Below are 16,390 nucleotides of genomic sequence, written 5' to 3' on the forward strand. Positions count from 1 at the left end.
TGAGTGGCAAAGGATTTTGAGAGACAGCCTCAAATCCCTTCGCCGGCGTTATCCGGATCAGGTTCGACGGGTATTATCTCAGCGCACATCAGTGATGCAGCACCCCGTTGAGAACGGCGCTATTGTAATGATTTGGTGAATATTACGAAAGCGTTATGGCTCCGGCGGCGCAAACCAGGCGGATTTAAAATCAAACCAGCCGAGGGTATTCATCCGCAGGCCGCGCATGCTGCGTTGCCCCTGGATCAGCAGCCAGTGGTGAATCAGCGGTACGATCGTCTGCCCGGTCAGTAATTCCTGACACCAGGCGGCCAGATCCATTTCTCCCGCCCGCCACCGCGCGGCGTCCTGCTGCCAGTCCCGGTTGATACAGTGCTGAATCAGGGGCACTTCGTACAGGTGAGAAAAGAGCGAGAAATCAAGCGGCAGCGTAAAGTTTGCGCTGTTGAGCCAGATATCGCTGATGACGTCTCCGCGATGCCATTCATCATAATCGACTTCCTGTATCGCCAGCGTCACGCCTTCGGCTGCCAGCAGCGTGCTCATGATCCTCGCCAGAAAACGATGCTCAATGTGATCGCGATAGTAGCTGAGGGTGATGGTCTCCAGTCCGGCAGGCTTTTCACTGCGGACGGGCTGCGCATGGTGCCAGCGTGGGAGCAGGCCATAGGCCGGGAACCACCAGGTCTGGTATTGCTCCTCTGCGTGATAAATCAGGTTAGCGGGCGCCAGAATATGGCTTATCCACCTGCGAACGTCGTGGTTTGCCCCGCGATGGCTGCGGCCATCAAAGAGCAGGTAGTAGCAGCCCTCCTCCAGGCGGCTTTCGAACGCCTTTTCACCGGCTGTTGGCCCTTCCAGGGTCAGGCCTGCGCTCAGCTCTTCGTTGAGATCCGGTAACACCCAGACGTTCACTTCGTCGATCAACGCCCTATAGCCAAAGTAATCATCAAAGGCGCGGATCTTCAGTTGATTACTGTTGTTCCGTGAAACGGAGTAGGGGCCCGTACCAATCGGCTGGCTGGAAAAATTGTTCAGGGATCGCCACTCGGCAGGCAGGATCATTGATGGCACGTAGCCCAGAAGCCACGGAAGCCATTTGTCCGGCTGCGAAAGCTCAATATCCAGCGTCCAGGCCGTTGGAGAGTGGATCCGTGCGATATGCGAATAGAGCGGCAGCGTGCGGGCGCGCTCTAAAGAGGCGATAACGTCGCGCATCTCCAGCTCGCGTCCATGGTGGAAATGAATGCCGGGGCGTAGAAAGAAGCGCCAGTGCAGCGGAGACACCTGTTGCCAGTGATGGGCAATATCCGCTTCCAGTTCCCCGTTTTCCTCATTTATCCGCGTCAGACCGCTGAATATCTGCCGGGCCATGTGGGTTTCAGAGCGACGTAACGCCGTACCGGGCAACAGATTTTTCATTGGGCGGTAGTAAAGCACCCGCAGAATGTGGCGTCCCTGACGAAAGCTGCGTCCCAGATGCGAGACCAGCATCTGGCGCACGGCGGCTTTGTCGCCCACCAGCTGGACCAGCTGATCGATGCGGTCCTGCTCCAGCAGATCCTCCGCCCGCTGTTGCTGTAGCGCCAGGCCGGTATAAAGGAAAGTCAGGCGCGAGCGCTTGCCGCGTCCGGCTTCGGCCTCCCAGTTTAGCCAGCCCTGCTGCTGCATGGTATTAAGGAGCGTGCGCATATGACGCCGGGAGCAGTTGAGGAGCTCGGCCAGCTCGTTCAGCGTGGTCTCCTGCGATTGCCCCTCGCAGCACTGCCAGAGGCGGATAAATTGTTGTTGCAGACGACCGGAAGGCATAAAAGGGGAACTCCTGACAAAAAATCAGCAATTTATTAATCCCTATATTAAGCCAATAATCCTTTTCGATGAAGCGAGGAGGTAAATTATGAAGAGGTCTACCGCACGTCAGTTTTATCAGCACTATTTTTCAGCGACAAAGGGAGTGTCCTGGCTGGCCCGCCAGTGCGCAGAGCAGCGGCTGAGAATACTGGAAGATCTGATGCAGTGGGACGTTACGAAACCGACCTCTTCTCGCTAACTCGCCTCGATCATGTGTGACTGAGTATTGGTGCTAATCACCCGCCAGCAAAATGTTTTTTGCTGGCTTTTTTCGTTTACTATTTCACCCAATTTCGATTCGCTTTCATAAGGACTTGCGCATGCTCTGGTTGATGACGATGGGGCGACGCCTGAATGGCGTGTACGCCGCTTTTATGCTGGTGGCCTTCATGATGGGCGTGGCCGGCGCGCTACAGGCGCCGACGTTGAGCCTGTTTCTCAGCCGCGAGGTGGGGGCGCAGCCGTTTTGGGTGGGCCTGTTCTACACCGTCAACGCCATTGCCGGGATCCTCGTCAGCCTGTGGCTGGCGAAACGATCCGACAGCCAGGGCGATCGCCGTAAGCTGATCCTCTTTTGTTGCGCCATGGCCGTGGGCAACGCGCTGCTGTTTGCCTTCAACCGCCATTACCTGACGCTCATTACCTGCGGCGTGCTGCTGGCCTCTCTGGCGAACACCGCCATGCCGCAACTGTTCGCCCTGGCCCGGGAGTACGCCGACAGCTCGGCGAGGGAAGTGGTGATGTTCAGCTCGGTGATGCGTGCGCAGCTCTCTCTCGCGTGGGTCATCGGTCCCCCGCTGGCGTTTATGCTGGCGCTGAACTACGGCTTCACCACCATGTTTTCCATCGCGGCGGGGATTTTTGTCATCAGCCTGGCGCTGATAGCCTTTGCATTGCCATCGGTGGCGCGCGTAGAGCAGGTAACGGACAAGCCCATCACGCAGGTAAGCGGCTGGCAGGATAAAAACGTCCGCATGTTGTTTATCGCCTCCACGCTGATGTGGACCTGCAACACCATGTACATTATTGATATGCCGCTGTGGATCAGCAGCGATCTGGGACTGCCCGACAAGCTCGCGGGTATTCTGATGGGCACCGCTGCCGGGCTGGAGATCCCGGCGATGATTCTGGCGGGTTACTACGTCAAACGTTTCGGAAAGCGTCGGATGATGGTCGTCGCCGTGGCGGCCGGGGTACTGTTCTACGCGGGGCTGATCCTGTTCCATTCGCGTGAAGCCTTGCTGGCGTTACAGCTGTTTAACGCGGTGTTTATCGGAATCGTTGCCGGGATAGGCATGCTCTGGTTCCAGGATTTAATGCCGGGGCGCGCAGGCTCCGCGACCACGCTGTTTACCAACAGTATCTCTACCGGCGTGATTCTGGCAGGGGTGATTCAGGGGGCGCTGTCGCAAAGCTATGGGCATGCATCCGTGTACTGGGTGATCGCAGCGATTTCGCTCGTCACGCTGATGCTGACGTGCCGGGTAAAAGACGTTTGATTCTGGAAGGCGGCTTCACGAAATGAAACGATTTTCTGACAGGCGCAGAGAAGGCGCATAGAGTGCGTGACGGGTGCTTGAGGCTGTTTGCCTCAGGCTTTCGCAAGAGGCAAACAGTGGAGAGTCCCGCATCAAAAAACTGATGGGGAGACCAACTTCACAACCAACATTGCGAGGTTAGTCTCTTCATTGCCGAAAAGCAATAAGGAGGCTGGAATGCCAAAACGTACTCTGCTGTTAGGTTTGTTTCTGATCTGTACGACGCTGTTGATCTTCACCTGGATGGTGCGCGACTCGCTGTGTGAGCTGCACTTCAGACAGGAGAAAACAGAGCTGGCGGCAGTGTTGGCTTACGAAGCAAAACGTTAGCAGTATTGGCGGGGAGTTTTCCCCGCCACTCCAGAGTGGTTGAGCCTCAACGCACCCTTATCAATGGCCCGCGCCCTGCGGGCCATTGCCTTTAACCCATAAACGCAGGCTGTTTTTTCTCGTAAGCGGAGATAGCCTCTTCGTGTTGCAGCGTCAGGCCAATGCTATCCAGACCGTTCAGCATGCAGTGGCGGCGGAACGCATCAATGCTGAAGCTGTAGATCTTATCCCCGGCTTTCACCACTTCCGCTTCCAGATCCACCTCAAACGAAATCCCCGGATTCGCCTGCACCAGCGCAAACAGTTCATCGACCTGTTCGTCACTCAGCGTCACCGGCAGCAGCTGGTTGTTGAAGCTGTTGCCGTAGAAGATATCCGCGAAGCTCGGGGCGATAACCACCTTAAAGCCGTAGTCGGTTAATGCCCAGGGCGCATGTTCACGCGACGATCCGCAGCCAAAGTTTTCCCGCGCCAGCAGAATGGAAGCCCCTTTGTATTCCGGAAAGTTCAGGACGAATTCCGGGTTCGGCACTTCGCCTTTATCGTCGAGGAAACGCCAGTCGTTGAACAGATGCGCACCAAAACCCGTGCGCGTCACTTTCTGCAAAAACTGCTTAGGAATGATCGCGTCAGTATCGACGTTAGCGGCGTCCAGAGGGACAACCCGGCCCGTATGTTGGGTAAATTTCTCTGCCATGATTGTCTCCTTATTTCAGGCTGCGAATATCGGCGAAATGACCGGTGACTGCCGCAGCGGCGGCCATTGCCGGGCTGACCAGGTGGGTGCGCCCACCGCGGCCCTGACGGCCTTCAAAGTTACGGTTGCTGGTGGAAGCACAGCGCTCGCCCGGATTCAGGCGGTCGTTGTTCATCGCCAGACACATGGAGCAACCCGGCAGGCGCCACTCGAAGCCTGCTTCGATAAAGATCTTATCCAGACCCTCCGCTTCCGCCTGGGCTTTCACCGGACCGGAGCCTGGCACAACCAGCGCCTGCACGCCCGGCGCCACTTTGCGGCCTTTAGCGATTTCTGCCGCAGCGCGTAAATCTTCAATACGGGAGTTGGTACAGGAGCCAATGAATACTTTATCAATGCTCACGTCGGTCAGCGGTACGCCGGGTTTCAGCCCCATGTAAGCCAGCGCTTTTTCCGCACTGGCACGTTCGACCGGATCGGCAAAGGAGGCCGGGTCAGGAATACTGTCGTTGACGGAAATCACCTGGCCCGGGTTGGTGCCCCAGGTGACCTGCGGGGCGATTTCTTCCGCCTGTAACGTCACAACGGTATCAAAAATTGCCCCCTCGTCCGTTTTCAGGGTTTTCCAGTACGCTACCGCGTCGTCAAAATTCTGACCTTTCGGCGCATGCAGACGCCCCTTCACATAGTTGAAGGTGGTTTCGTCTGGGGCCACCAGGCCTGCTTTGGCGCCCATCTCAATGGCCATGTTGCACAGGGTCATACGACCTTCAATGCTCAGCGCCTGGATAGCGTCGCCGCAGAATTCCACGACGTGACCGGTGCCGCCTGCGCTGCCGGTTTTGCCGATAATCGCCAGCACGATATCTTTCGCGGTGATACCCGGCGCAGCTTTACCCTTCACTTCAATCTTCATGGTTTTGGCGCGGCCCTGCTTCAGGGTCTGCGTCGCCAGAACGTGTTCAACTTCAGAGGTCCCAATCCCGAACGCCAGGGCGCCAAATGCGCCGTGCGTCGCGGTGTGGGAGTCACCGCAGACGATGGTCATGCCCGGCAGAGTAATCCCCTGCTCAGGCCCCATTACGTGGACGATGCCCTGATAGGGGTGGTTCAGATCGTACAGCTCCACGCCAAACTCGTTACAGTTCTTAATCAGCTCCTGCATCTGGATACGCGCCATCTCGCCAGATGCATTGATGTCTTTGGTCTGGGTGGAAACGTTGTGATCCATCGTGGCAAAGGTTTTACCCGGCTGACGCACCGGGCGCTTATGCGCGCGCAGGCCGTCAAATGCCTGAGGAGAGGTCACTTCGTGTACCAGATGACGGTCGATGTACAACAGTGGGGTTTCGTTTGGTGCTTCGTAAACAACGTGCGCATCAAACAACTTCTCATATAACGTCTTAGCCATGATTACACCCCTTCAGCGACATAGCGGGCAATGATGTCGCCCATTTCATCGGTACTGACTGCCGCCGTGCCGCGTGCTAAATCACCGGTACGGACGCCTTCTTCTAATGCCCGGTTAATGGCGTTTTCAATTGCGGTTGCTGCATCGCCTGCATCCAGGCTGTAGCGCAGCAGCAGAGCCAGGGAGAGGATCTGCGCAATCGGGTTGGCGATGTTTTTACCTGCGATATCCGGCGCGGAGCCGCCCGCCGGTTCGTACAGGCCAAAGCCTTCTTCGTTCAGGCTGGCCGAGGGCAGCATGCCCATGGAGCCGGTGATCATCGCGCATTCATCCGAGAGAATATCGCCGAACAGGTTGGAGCACAGCAGCACGTCAAACTGGGACGGATCTTTAATCAGCTGCATCGTTGCGTTGTCGATATACATATGTGACAGCTCAACGTCCGGGTACTGCCTGGCAACTTCACTGACGATTTCGCGCCACAAAATAGACGACTGGAGCACGTTCGCTTTATCAATAGAGGTCACTTTACGGCGGCGTTTGCGCGCTGACTCAAACGCGATATGAGCGATACGTTCAATTTCAAAACGGTGATACACCTCGGTATCAAACGCTTTCTCATGCTGACCGCTGCCTTCGCGGCCTTTTGGCTGCCCGAAGTAGATCCCGCCGGTCAGCTCACGCACGCAGAGAATGTCGAAACCGTTGGCGGCGATATCGGCGCGCAGCGGGCAGAACTCTTCCAGCCCCGGGTACAGCTTCGCGGGACGCAGGTTGCTGAACAGTTTGAAGTGTTTACGCAGCGGCAGCAGCGCGCCGCGCTCTGGCTGCTCTGCTGGAGGCAGGTGTTCCCACTTAGGGCCACCCACTGAGCCAAACAGAACGGCATCGGCATTCTCGCAGCCTTCTACAGTACCTTTCGGCAGGGGAGTACCGTGGTTATCAATGGCAATACCGCCCACGTCGTAGTGGCTGGTGGTAATTTTCATCGCAAAACGCGAACGAACGGCTTCCAGTACTTTCAGCGCCTGTGTCATCACTTCCGGGCCAATACCGTCACCCGGCAACACAGCAATATGGTAATTCTTCGACATCACACGGTTTCCTTGTTGTTCTCTTTATTCTGAGCTTTGCGTTGCAACTCTTTTTCGACTTCGGCTGCGCGCCAGATGTTGTTCAGGACATGCACCATCGCTTTCGCGGAGGATTCGACGATATCTGTCGCCAGACCCACACCGTGGAAGCGGCGACCGTTATAGTTGACGACGATATCAACCTGGCCCAGGGCGTCTTTACCGTGCCCTTTTGCCGTCAGGTCGTATTTCACCAGCTCTACGTCGTACTCAGTGACGCGGTTAATCGCCTGGTAAATGGCATCCACAGGGCCGTTACCGTTGGCGGCTTCCGCTTTAATTTCATCGCCGCAGGCCAGCTTGACGGAGGCGGTAGCGATATCACTTGAGCCTGACTGAACGGTGAAGTAGTCCAGACGGAAGTGTTCTGGCTCTTCCTGCTGTTTGTTGATAAATGCCAGCGCTTCCAGGTCGTAATCGAAGACCTGGCCTTTCTTGTCAGCCAGCTTCAGGAATGCGTCGTACAGCTGATCCATGTTGTAATCGCTGTCCTGATACCCCATCTCTTCCATACGGTGTTTCACCGCCGCGCGGCCAGAGCGTGAGGTCAGGTTCAGCTGAACCTGGTTCAGACCGATGGATTCCGGAGTCATGATTTCGTAGTTTTCACGGTTCTTCAGCACGCCATCCTGGTGAATACCGGAGGAGTGAGCGAACGCGCCAGTACCAACAATCGCCTTGTTCGCCGGGATCGGCATATTGCAAATCTGGCTCACGGTCTGGCTGGTGCGCCAGATTTCGTTGTGATTGATGCGAGTGTGTACGTTCATAATGTCTTTGCGCACCTTGATCGCCATGATCACTTCTTCCAGCGAGCAGTTGCCGGCGCGTTCACCAATGCCGTTCATTGCCCCTTCTACCTGACGCGCGCCGGCGTGGACGGCGGCGATGGCATTGCCCACAGCCAGACCCAAATCATCGTGGGTGTGAACAGAGATGATGGCTTTATCAATATTTGGCACGCGATCGTACAGGCCGGTGATGATGTTAGAGAACTCAAACGGCATGGTGTAGCCGACGGTATCCGGGATGTTGATGGTTCTGGCTCCGGCATTAATCGCGGCTTCCACTACACGGGCCAAATCGTCAATCGGCGTGCGGCCTGCATCTTCACAGGAGAATTCGACGTCATCAGTATAGTTACGCGCGCGTTTAACCATATACACCGCACGTTCGATCACTTCATCCAGCGTGCTGCGCAGCTTGGTTGCAATGTGCATGGGGGAGGTGGCAATGAATGTATGGATACGGAAGGCTTCTGCAACTTTCAGGGATTCCGCGGCCACATCAATATCTTTCTCAACGCAGCGAGCCAGACCGCATACGCGGCTGTTTTTGATGGTGCGGGCGATGGTCTGTACTGACTCGAAATCACCCGGCGAGGAGACGGGAAAGCCGACTTCCATTACGTCTACACCCATGCGTTCGAGGGCCAGCGCAATTTGCAGTTTTTCTTTAACACTCAGGCTCGCCTGTAATGCCTGTTCACCGTCACGTAAAGTAGTATCGAAAATAACGACTTGCTGGCTCATGGGTTAGGTCCTTGTCAGTCTTAGGGCGCCTTGCTACGAGCATAAAAAAACCCGCGCAGTGGCGCGGGTTTTTAGTTTTACTGAAGACGATTCAACGCTGAATTTCGCCCGCCAGTCTACCGCGCACAGTGGATGCGTTTAGTAGTAGTAGACCGGTGAAACGAAGGGTGCGAATCATGAATCGTGCTCCAGATGAATGCGATATGCTTTTAGTGGTACTGGATACGCTGACTCATGTCAACCCCTCTCAGGCAAAATGGCAACTCAGCGCAGGATAAACACATTAGCTAATTGTGCTGGTTTTTACGCTGTTAACCGATTTAATTGTCTATTATTGGACTTGAGATTCATCTCTGGAATAATTTGAATATAATTGGTAGCAATTGAACACAGTATTTTTACCGATGTGCTGTGAAATGGAATGTGTTTTATTTCATTGAGTTATAAGTTCTATGAATGAATCATGGGCGGGAAAGTTATCAATATTGATATCATTTTGTTAATGAAATCGTGGTGTATGCCCTTCATAGTTTAATAATACTTAAGTTATTATTAACTAAGGCGGTGATTGTGTATTTGCCAGCTTTATGGTTTCATGCCTGCATTAAAGTTTTAGATATCATTTGAACGATTTTTAGCTCTTCATTCAGGGGATGCTTAATGGCATCTCTTGAATGAGGGTTCTTTATATATTCTGAATTTTAAATAATTTCCTTTCGCTTGTTGTATATGCATGGTAAATCATATTTTTCGAAGTTATTACTGTACTTTGGCAAAGGGAATTTAGCGTGACAGTGGAGTCAGAAATGCCAGAAAATAATATTAACCAACCACAGCCTTATGATGGGGTTAAGCCTCAGTTACGCACAGTGGATCTCAACCTGTTAACTGTATTTGATGCAGTTATGCAGGAGCAGAATATTACGCGAGCAGCGCAATCTCTGGGAATGTCTCAACCTGCCGTGAGTAATGCCGTAGCCAGACTTAAGGTGATGTTTAACGACGAGTTATTCGTCCGGTATGGAAGAGGTATCCAGCCCACGGCGCGTGCATTCCAGCTATTCGGTTCGATTCGTCAGGCGCTACAGCTGGTTCAAAATGAGCTTCCCGGCTCAGGGTTTGAACCTTTAAGCAGTGAGCGGGTTTTCCATCTCTGTGTTTGCAGTCCGTTAGACAATTATTTGACGTCTGTTATATATAATAAAGTTGAACAGATTGCTCCTAATATTCATCTCGTTTTTAAATCATCTTTAAATCAAAACACTGAGCACCAGCTTCGTTATCAGGAAACGGAGTTCGTTCTGGGCTACGAAGAGTTTCGCCGTCCAGAGTTTGCCTGTGTTCCGTTGTTTAAAGATGAAATGGTGTTAGTCGCCAGCAAAAAACATCCACGCATGAATTCGCCGCTGCGTGAAAGCGATGTTTACAGCGAGCAGCATGCCGTTGTTGCTCTGGACAGATATGCTTCGTTCAGTCAGCCGTGGTATGACACTGCCGATAAACAAGCCAGCGTGGCCTATCAGGGGATGGCGATGGTCAGCGTTTTAAATGTCGTTTCTCAGACGCAGCTAGTCGCTATTGCACCGCGCTGGCTTGCTGAAGAGTTCTCCGATTCGCTGAGCCTGCAAATTTTACCTCTGCCGCTCAAGCTGAATAGTCGTACCTGTTATCTTTCCTGGCATGAAGCGGCGGGGCGGGATAAAGGGCATCAGTGGATGGAAGAGTTGCTGATCAATATTTGTCGTCGATAAGTCAGGGTGAATAAACCGCATGGTGCCATGCGGTTTATTCTGTGATTTTTTATGCAGGCAATATTTTGTTCTGTGCGCATTTTTTCAGACGCTCAGGGCGGCTTAAAAATAGATGATTTCCTGATCCATCCTCTTTTTAAGAGATGAATTATTAGCGTCTCCCCTCATACCAGACGAATTCACCATATTCGTGTCTGACAGCTATTTTTTCTGCTTTTATTGCCCATTCCCGCATTCCGTTTGCTAATTGCCTGCCTCATAACGAGCGGTTAAGGTATCCATCACTCTGCACATTATAAGATGGGTTCACCCTGTCAGAAGACGGCGCGGAAATGAATTCTGTTGACCGTCTATAACAAAAGCCTGGAGGCAAAGCATGGAGATGTTGTCTGGCGCGGAAATGGTCGTCCGATCGCTTATCGATCAGGGCGTGAAACAAGTGTTCGGCTATCCCGGAGGCGCGGTTCTCGATATTTATGACGCGCTGCACACGGTAGGCGGTATTGATCATGTTCTGGTTCGTCATGAACAGGCTGCTGTGCATATGGCTGACGGCCTGGCCCGCGCCACGGGCGAAGTGGGTGTAGTGCTGGTTACTTCGGGGCCGGGAGCGACCAATGCCATCACCGGCATTGCGACTGCGTATATGGACTCTATTCCACTGGTCATTCTCTCCGGACAGGTGGCGACGTCACTGATTGGCTATGATGCGTTTCAGGAATGCGACATGGTGGGGATCTCACGCCCCGTGGTGAAGCACAGCTTTCTGGTTAAGCAAACGGAAGATATCCCGGGCGTGCTGAAAAAAGCCTTCTGGCTGGCCGCCAGCGGTCGTCCTGGGCCAGTGGTTGTCGATCTGCCAAAAGATATTCTCAATCCCGCGAATAAACTGCCTTACCTGTGGCCTGAGTCGGTGAGCATGCGTTCGTATAATCCGACGACGCAAGGGCACAAAGGCCAGATTAAGCGTGCGCTGCAAACGCTGCTGGCTGCGAAAAAGCCCGTAGTCTATGTGGGGGGCGGCGCCGTCAATGCAGCCTGTGAAACGCAACTACGCGAACTGATTGAGAAGCTGAATCTTCCTGTCGCGTCATCGCTGATGGGGCTGGGGGCATTCCCGGCTACCCACCGTCAGGCGCTGGGCATGCTGGGTATGCATGGCACCTATGAAGCCAATATGACGATGCACCATTCTGATGTGATTTTTGCCGTCGGCGTACGTTTTGACGATCGCACCACCAATAACCTGGCGAAATACTGTCCGAATGCGACGGTGCTACACATTGATATCGATCCTACTTCTATCTCTAAAACGGTGCCGGCGGATGTGCCCATCGTGGGGGACGCACGACAGGTGCTGGATCAAATGTTGGAACTGCTGGCGCAGGAGACCGCCTCTCAACCGCTGGATGAGATCCGTGACTGGTGGCAACAAATCGAACAATGGCGCGGCCGTCAGTGCCTTAAATACGACACGCAGAGTGAAAACATCAAGCCGCAGGCGGTGATCGAGACGATCTGGCATCTGACCAAAGGCGAGGCGTATGTCACTTCTGACGTAGGCCAGCATCAGATGTTCGCTGCGTTGTATTACCCGTTTGATAAACCGCGTCGCTGGATCAACTCAGGCGGGCTGGGCACGATGGGCTTTGGTCTGCCCGCCGCGCTGGGGGTGAAGCTGGCGTTGCCGAACGAAACGGTTATCTGCGTAACGGGTGATGGCAGTATACAGATGAATATTCAGGAGCTTTCTACTGCGCTGCAATATGAGTTGCCAGTGCTGGTGCTTAACCTGAATAACGGTTACCTCGGTATGGTGAAGCAGTGGCAGGATATGATTTATTCCGGCCGTCACTCTCAGTCTTATATGAAGTCACTTCCGGACTTTGTCCGTCTGGCTGAAGCCTATGGTCATATTGGCATGCGGGTAACCGATCCGTCAGAGCTGGAAGCGAAGCTCGGCGAAGCGCTTGAGCACGTTAAAAACAATCGCCTCGTCTTCATGGACGTCATCGTAGACGGCACAGAGCACGTTTATCCGATGCATATCCGTGGCGGTGGTATGGATGAAATGTGGTTAAGCAAAACGGAGAGAACCTGATATGCGCCGGATATTATCTGTATTACTGGAAAATGAGTCGGGCGCACTGTCACGCGTCATTGGGCTTTTTGCGCAGCGCGGATACAACATTGAAAGCCTGACCGTTGCGCCGACCGATGATCCAACGCTCTCCCGCATGACGATCCAGACTGTCGGCGATGCGAAAGTGCTTGAGCAGATCGAAAAGCAATTGCACAAGCTGGTGGACGTGTTGCGCGTCAGCGAGCTGGGGCAGGGGGCTTACGTCGAACGTGAAGTGATGCTGGTGAAAATTCAGGCCAGCGGTTATGGCCGTGAAGAGGTCAAGCGTAACACGGATATTTTCCGTGGGCAGATCATTGACGTCACGCCTTCTATATATACTGTGCAGCTTGCCGGAACGAGCGATAAGCTGGATGCGTTCCTGGCCTCCGTCAGGGATGTGGCAAAAATTGTTGAAGTTGCGCGCTCTGGCGTTGTTGGCCTCTCGCGCGGCGATAAAATCATGCGTTAGTTGCGCAAAAGGTTCGCCTCTTTCAGCCCGGTAGCCAAAGCCGGGCTTTTTTTTGCGTAATCCACCGACAACGCGGACAAAAGCGGTTGCCGTGAAAGCTATTCTGCGTTTAGATGTTAAAATATTTAACCATAACCTTGACAGGGCCATGGACTTTTTTCTTTTTTTGAGGGGCAATTGTGAAACTGGATGAAATCGCCCGGCTCGCCGGCGTGTCGAGAACCACGGCCAGCTATGTGATTAACGGTAAAGCAAAGCAGTATCGTGTCAGCGATAAGACCGTTGAGAAAGTGATGGCAGTCGTTCGTGAGCATAATTACCATCCGAATGCTGTCGCCGCAGGTTTACGTGCCGGACGCACCCGCTCGATTGGCCTGGTGATCCCGGATCTGGAAAACACCAGCTATACCCGCATCGCCAACTATCTTGAACGTCAGGCTCGTCAGCGGGGCTATCAGCTGTTGATTGCCTGCTCCGAGGATCAGCCCGACAACGAGATGCGCTGCATTGAGCATCTGCTGCAACGTCAGGTTGACGCCATCATCGTGTCGACCTCTTTACCACCCGAGCATCCTTTCTATCAGCGCTGGGCGAACGATCCATTCCCGATTGTGGCGCTGGATCGTGCTTTGGATCGTGAACATTTCACCAGCGTCGTAGGTGCCGATCAGGACGATGCAGAAATGCTGGCTGCCGAGCTGCGTACCTTCCCGGCGGAAACGGTGCTCTATCTTGGCGCTTTGCCTGAACTATCCGTGAGCTTCCTGCGTGAACAAGGGTTCCGTACGGCGTGGAAAGACGATCCGCGTGACGTTCATTATCTGTATGCCAACAGCTATGAGCGCGAAGCGGCTGCTCAGCTGTTCGAGAAATGGCTGGAAACGCACCCGATGCCGCAGGCGTTGTTTACCACCTCGTTTGCCCTGTTGCAGGGGGTGATGGACGTGACGTTACGTCGCGATGGCAAGCTGCCATCCGATCTGGCGATTGCGACCTTCGGCGATAACGAACTGCTCGACTTCCTGCAATGTCCGGTGCTGGCCGTGGCTCAGCGTCACCGCGACGTCGCCGAGCGCGTGCTTGAGATTGTTCTGGCAAGCCTGGATGAACCTCGCAAACCGAAACCCGGGCTTACGCGTATCAAACGTAATCTCTATCGGCGCGGGATTTTGAGCCGCCATTAATATTTCCACAGGGGCGGTAAAACTGCCCCTTTTGCGGCGCATTTATTGCGGGAAATAATTCCCGGATAAAAATTAGGATTTATCTCTAAGATTCGTAGCCGGCTATTTTTCTGAATCCGTTTTGGCGTTAAAAAGCGCAATTATAATTTTTAACGGGCATTCTTTTGTATTGTTTTGTTACAAACAGCCGCCAGCCGATGAATATTCAGCCATTTTTTACTGTCCCCTTCAGCCCTCAATGTACACGAACGAATCCATATTGCCTTGCGCTTAATCTGGTGCTGTTATCCCCCGGCGATATGCCTTAAAATGCTGCCCGCGTCGCAAACTGACACTTTATATTTCCCTGCGATGATATTGAGTGAGTCTTAACGCTCGTGTGCATATTCGGTTTTTTTCTTACAAATATTCATAACGTTAATTTTGCCTCGCCAGTTGTGTAGTTATTAGCCAGGTCACTCTTGCTCTGTAAATACGGTGCTTTCGCGCCGGTATAGAGAGAGTCCTGGCTTGACAAGCTTTTCCCTCGCTCCGTAAACTCCTTCAGGTGGGAATTTGTGGGTTAAAGTGGTGAGGAGGGGTGAGGCTGGCATGTTCCGTGGAGCAACGTTAGTCAATCTCGACAGCAAAGGGCGTTTATCGGTACCAACCCGATACCGCGACCAGCTGATTGAGAACGCTTCGGGTCAACTGGTTTGCACCATTGACATCAACTCCCCCTGCCTGCTGCTTTACCCTTTGCCTGAATGGGAAATCATTGAGCAAAAGCTGTCGCGACTGTCGAGCATGAACCCGCAAGAACGCCGCGTGCAGCGGTTGTTATTGGGACATGCCAGTGAATGTCAGATGGATAGCGCCGGGCGATTATTGATTGCGCCTGTGTTGCGGCAACATGCCGGTCTGACTAAAGAAGTGATGCTGGTCGGGCAGTTCAACAAGTTTGAACTGTGGGACGAAACGACCTGGTATCAACAGGTCAAGGAAGATATCGACGCTGAGCAGTCTGATTCCGCAACATTATCGGAACGGCTGCGGGACTTGTCTCTATAAATATGATGGAAAATTATAAACATACAACGGTGCTGCTGGATGAGGCCGTTAACGGCCTGAATATTCGTCCAGACGGCATCTATATTGATGGCACTTTTGGTCGCGGTGGTCACTCGCGTTTGATCCTCTCCCAGCTTGGAGCGGAAGGACGCCTGCTGGCAATTGACCGCGATCCGCAGGCGATTGCCGTTGCGCAAACCATCGATGATCCTCGCTTTTCCATCGTGCATGGACCTTTCTCTGCGCTTGCGGATTATGTCGCTGAGCGCGGCCTGACCGGCAAGATCGACGGGATTCTCCTCGATCTTGGCGTCTCTTCACCACAGCTTGATGATGCAGAACGCGGCTTCTCCTTTATGCGTGATGGGCCGCTGGATATGCGTATGGACCCCACTCGCGGCCAGTCTGCCGCTGAATGGTTACAAACTGCTGACGAAGCGGATATTGCCTGGGTAATTAAAACCTTCGGTGAAGAACGCTTTGGCAAACGTATTGCGCGCGCCATCGTGGAGCGCAACCGCGTTGAGCCAATGACCCGTACCAAAGAGCTGGCAGAAGTCATCGCGGCGGCAACGCCGGTGAAGGACAAGCACAAACATCCTGCGACCCGTACCTTCCAGGCGGTTCGTATCTGGGTAAACAGTGAACTGGAGGAAATAGAGCTGGCGCTAAAAAGCTCGCTCGACGTGCTGGCCCCGGGTGGGCGGTTATCCATCATCAGCTTCCATTCGCTGGAAGATCGCATCGTAAAACGCTTTATGCGTGAACAGAGCCGCGGTCCGCAGGTTCCAGCTGGGTTGCCGATGACGGAAGAACAACTCAGAAAGCTGGGAGGCCGTCAGTTGCGAGCATTAGGCAAGTTGATGCCGGGCGAAGAAGAGGTGGCAGAGAATCCACGTGCCCGTAGTTCAGTGCTGCGTATTGCAGAGAGGACGAACGCATGATCAGCAGAGTGACAGAGACCCTAAGCAAAGTTAAGGGATCGTTAGGAAGCAACGAGCGCCATGCCTTGCCTGGCGTGATCGGCGACGATCTTTTGCGGTTTGGGAAGCTGCCACTCTGCTTGTTCATTTGCATCATTGTGACGGCAGTCATGGTGGTCACCACCGCTCACCATACCCGTTTATTAACTGCGCAGCGCGAACAGATGGTACTGGAACGCGATGCGCTGGATATTGAATGGCGAAATCTGATCCTTGAAGAAAACGCGCTCGGCGATCACAGCCGGGTTGAACGGATCGCAACGGAAAAACTGCAATTACAGCATGTTGATCCTTCGCAGGAAAATATCGTAGTACAAAAATAAGGGAAAACGCGAC

Annotated in this window: 16 protein-coding genes and 1 riboswitch; of the genes, 10 read left to right on the forward strand and 6 right to left on the reverse strand. The window is 53.6% G+C overall.

Annotation, left to right across the window (positions count from 1 at the left end; genetic code table 11):
• Positions 1–16 precede the first annotated feature (16 nt).
• Positions 17–117, reverse strand: a riboswitch (TPP riboswitch).
• 36 nt (positions 118–153) lie between these two features.
• A complete protein-coding gene (gene sgrR, locus ACOTWU_RS10555) occupies positions 154–1,809 on the reverse strand; it encodes an HTH-type transcriptional regulator SgrR (protein WP_047733165.1) in 1,656 nt (551 codons plus the stop codon).
• Between the two features lie 88 nt (positions 1,810–1,897).
• Here sgrR and sgrT point away from each other — a divergent pair, with 88 nt between their 5' ends.
• The 3 genes from sgrT to ACOTWU_RS10570 all read left to right on the forward strand — a co-directional run bounded on the left by sgrT (position 1,898) and on the right by ACOTWU_RS10570 (position 3,719).
• Positions 1,898–2,050 carry a glucose uptake inhibitor SgrT gene (sgrT, locus tag ACOTWU_RS10560; RefSeq protein ID WP_003856388.1) on the forward strand — a complete coding sequence of 51 codons (153 nt, stop codon included), beginning with the start codon at positions 1,898–1,900 and terminating at the stop codon, positions 2,048–2,050.
• Between the two features lie 121 nt (positions 2,051–2,171).
• Positions 2,172–3,350: a sugar efflux transporter gene (locus tag ACOTWU_RS10565; RefSeq protein WP_015572661.1), complete on the forward strand. Its 1,179-nt coding sequence runs from the start codon at positions 2,172–2,174 to the stop codon at positions 3,348–3,350.
• Positions 3,351–3,566: 216 nt separating this feature from the next.
• Positions 3,567–3,719 (forward strand): Hok/Gef family protein, encoded by a 153-nt coding sequence (locus ACOTWU_RS10570; protein WP_010427008.1) that lies wholly within the window; start codon positions 3,567–3,569, stop codon positions 3,717–3,719.
• A gap of 91 nt (positions 3,720–3,810) precedes the next feature.
• Here ACOTWU_RS10570 and leuD read toward each other — a convergent pair whose 3' ends face one another.
• The 5 genes from leuD to leuL form a co-directional block, all read right to left on the reverse strand.
• Positions 3,811–4,416, reverse strand: a complete 606-nt coding sequence (gene leuD / locus ACOTWU_RS10575; RefSeq protein WP_015572662.1) for a 3-isopropylmalate dehydratase small subunit — start codon at positions 4,414–4,416, stop codon at positions 3,811–3,813.
• A gap of 10 nt (positions 4,417–4,426) precedes the next feature.
• Entirely contained in the window at positions 4,427–5,827 is a 1,401-nt protein-coding gene (leuC, locus tag ACOTWU_RS10580) for a 3-isopropylmalate dehydratase large subunit (RefSeq protein ID WP_015572663.1), read from the reverse strand.
• Between the two features lie 2 nt (positions 5,828–5,829).
• Positions 5,830–6,921: a 3-isopropylmalate dehydrogenase gene (gene leuB / locus ACOTWU_RS10585; protein WP_017694521.1), complete on the reverse strand. Its 1,092-nt coding sequence runs from the start codon at positions 6,919–6,921 to the stop codon at positions 5,830–5,832.
• Positions 6,921–8,492: a 2-isopropylmalate synthase gene (gene leuA / locus ACOTWU_RS10590; RefSeq protein ID WP_017383789.1), complete on the reverse strand. Its 1,572-nt coding sequence runs from the start codon at positions 8,490–8,492 to the stop codon at positions 6,921–6,923. Before leuA ends, leuB begins: the two co-directional genes overlap by 1 nt.
• Positions 8,493–8,583: 91 nt before the next feature.
• Entirely contained in the window at positions 8,584–8,670 is an 87-nt protein-coding gene (leuL, locus tag ACOTWU_RS10595) for a leu operon leader peptide (RefSeq protein ID WP_057979999.1), read from the reverse strand.
• A 628-nt stretch (positions 8,671–9,298) separates the two neighbouring features.
• Between leuL and leuO the strand changes: the two genes are divergently transcribed.
• The 7 genes from leuO (at position 9,299) to ftsL (ending at position 16,377) form a co-directional block, all read left to right on the forward strand.
• Complete coding sequence (leuO, locus tag ACOTWU_RS10600) at positions 9,299–10,243, forward strand: transcriptional regulator LeuO (RefSeq protein WP_017383788.1); 945 nt, start codon at positions 9,299–9,301, stop codon at positions 10,241–10,243.
• Between the two features lie 376 nt (positions 10,244–10,619).
• Complete coding sequence (gene ilvI, locus ACOTWU_RS10605; RefSeq protein WP_015572665.1) at positions 10,620–12,344, forward strand: acetolactate synthase 3 large subunit; 1,725 nt, start codon at positions 10,620–10,622, stop codon at positions 12,342–12,344.
• 1 nt (position 12,345) lies between these two features.
• Entirely contained in the window at positions 12,346–12,837 is a 492-nt protein-coding gene (gene ilvN, locus ACOTWU_RS10610) for an acetolactate synthase small subunit (protein ID WP_003856371.1), read from the forward strand.
• Positions 12,838–13,016: 179 nt separating this feature from the next.
• Complete coding sequence (gene cra, locus ACOTWU_RS10615; protein WP_003856369.1) at positions 13,017–14,021, forward strand: catabolite repressor/activator; 1,005 nt, start codon at positions 13,017–13,019, stop codon at positions 14,019–14,021.
• Between the two features lie 591 nt (positions 14,022–14,612).
• A complete protein-coding gene (gene mraZ, locus ACOTWU_RS10620) occupies positions 14,613–15,071 on the forward strand; it encodes a division/cell wall cluster transcriptional repressor MraZ (RefSeq protein ID WP_006810119.1) in 459 nt (152 codons plus the stop codon).
• A gap of 2 nt (positions 15,072–15,073) precedes the next feature.
• The gene (gene rsmH / locus ACOTWU_RS10625; protein WP_003856366.1) at positions 15,074–16,015 is read left to right on the forward strand and encodes a 16S rRNA (cytosine(1402)-N(4))-methyltransferase RsmH; all 942 of its coding nucleotides are present in this window, start codon (positions 15,074–15,076) and stop codon (positions 16,013–16,015) included.
• A complete protein-coding gene (ftsL, locus tag ACOTWU_RS10630) occupies positions 16,012–16,377 on the forward strand; it encodes a cell division protein FtsL (RefSeq protein WP_003856363.1) in 366 nt (121 codons plus the stop codon). Before rsmH ends, ftsL begins: the two co-directional genes overlap by 4 nt.
• The last annotated feature ends 13 nt before the right edge of the window (positions 16,378–16,390 follow it).

The sequence above is a fragment of the Enterobacter cloacae complex sp. GYL001 genome (genome assembly GCF_049237125.1).
Lineage (GTDB): Bacteria > Pseudomonadota > Gammaproteobacteria > Enterobacterales > Enterobacteriaceae > Enterobacter > Enterobacter hormaechei_C.

What these genes read in the sequence shown, in the direction of transcription:
- leuD (WP_015572662.1), bottom strand. Translation starts at nt 4,416, where the DNA reads ATGGCAGAGAAATTTACCCAACATACGGGCCGGGTTGTCCCTCTGGAC.
- leuL (WP_057979999.1), bottom strand. Translation starts at nt 8,670, where the DNA reads ATGATTCGCACCCTTCGTTTCACCGGTCTACTACTACTAAACGCATCC.
- ACOTWU_RS10565 (WP_015572661.1), top strand. Translation starts at nt 2,172, where the DNA reads ATGCTCTGGTTGATGACGATGGGGCGACGCCTGAATGGCGTGTACGCC.
- sgrR (WP_047733165.1), bottom strand. Translation starts at nt 1,809, where the DNA reads ATGCCTTCCGGTCGTCTGCAACAACAATTTATCCGCCTCTGGCAGTGC.
- rsmH (WP_003856366.1), top strand. Translation starts at nt 15,074, where the DNA reads ATGATGGAAAATTATAAACATACAACGGTGCTGCTGGATGAGGCCGTT.
- leuO (WP_017383788.1), top strand. Translation starts at nt 9,299, where the DNA reads ATGCCAGAAAATAATATTAACCAACCACAGCCTTATGATGGGGTTAAG.
- ilvN (WP_003856371.1), top strand. Translation starts at nt 12,346, where the DNA reads ATGCGCCGGATATTATCTGTATTACTGGAAAATGAGTCGGGCGCACTG.
- mraZ (WP_006810119.1), top strand. Translation starts at nt 14,613, where the DNA reads ATGTTCCGTGGAGCAACGTTAGTCAATCTCGACAGCAAAGGGCGTTTA.
- ACOTWU_RS10570 (WP_010427008.1), top strand. Translation starts at nt 3,567, where the DNA reads ATGCCAAAACGTACTCTGCTGTTAGGTTTGTTTCTGATCTGTACGACG.
- ilvI (WP_015572665.1), top strand. Translation starts at nt 10,620, where the DNA reads ATGGAGATGTTGTCTGGCGCGGAAATGGTCGTCCGATCGCTTATCGAT.
- leuA (WP_017383789.1), bottom strand. Translation starts at nt 8,492, where the DNA reads ATGAGCCAGCAAGTCGTTATTTTCGATACTACTTTACGTGACGGTGAA.
- leuB (WP_017694521.1), bottom strand. Translation starts at nt 6,921, where the DNA reads ATGTCGAAGAATTACCATATTGCTGTGTTGCCGGGTGACGGTATTGGC.
- leuC (WP_015572663.1), bottom strand. Translation starts at nt 5,827, where the DNA reads ATGGCTAAGACGTTATATGAGAAGTTGTTTGATGCGCACGTTGTTTAC.
- sgrT (WP_003856388.1), top strand. Translation starts at nt 1,898, where the DNA reads ATGAAGAGGTCTACCGCACGTCAGTTTTATCAGCACTATTTTTCAGCG.
- ftsL (WP_003856363.1), top strand. Translation starts at nt 16,012, where the DNA reads ATGATCAGCAGAGTGACAGAGACCCTAAGCAAAGTTAAGGGATCGTTA.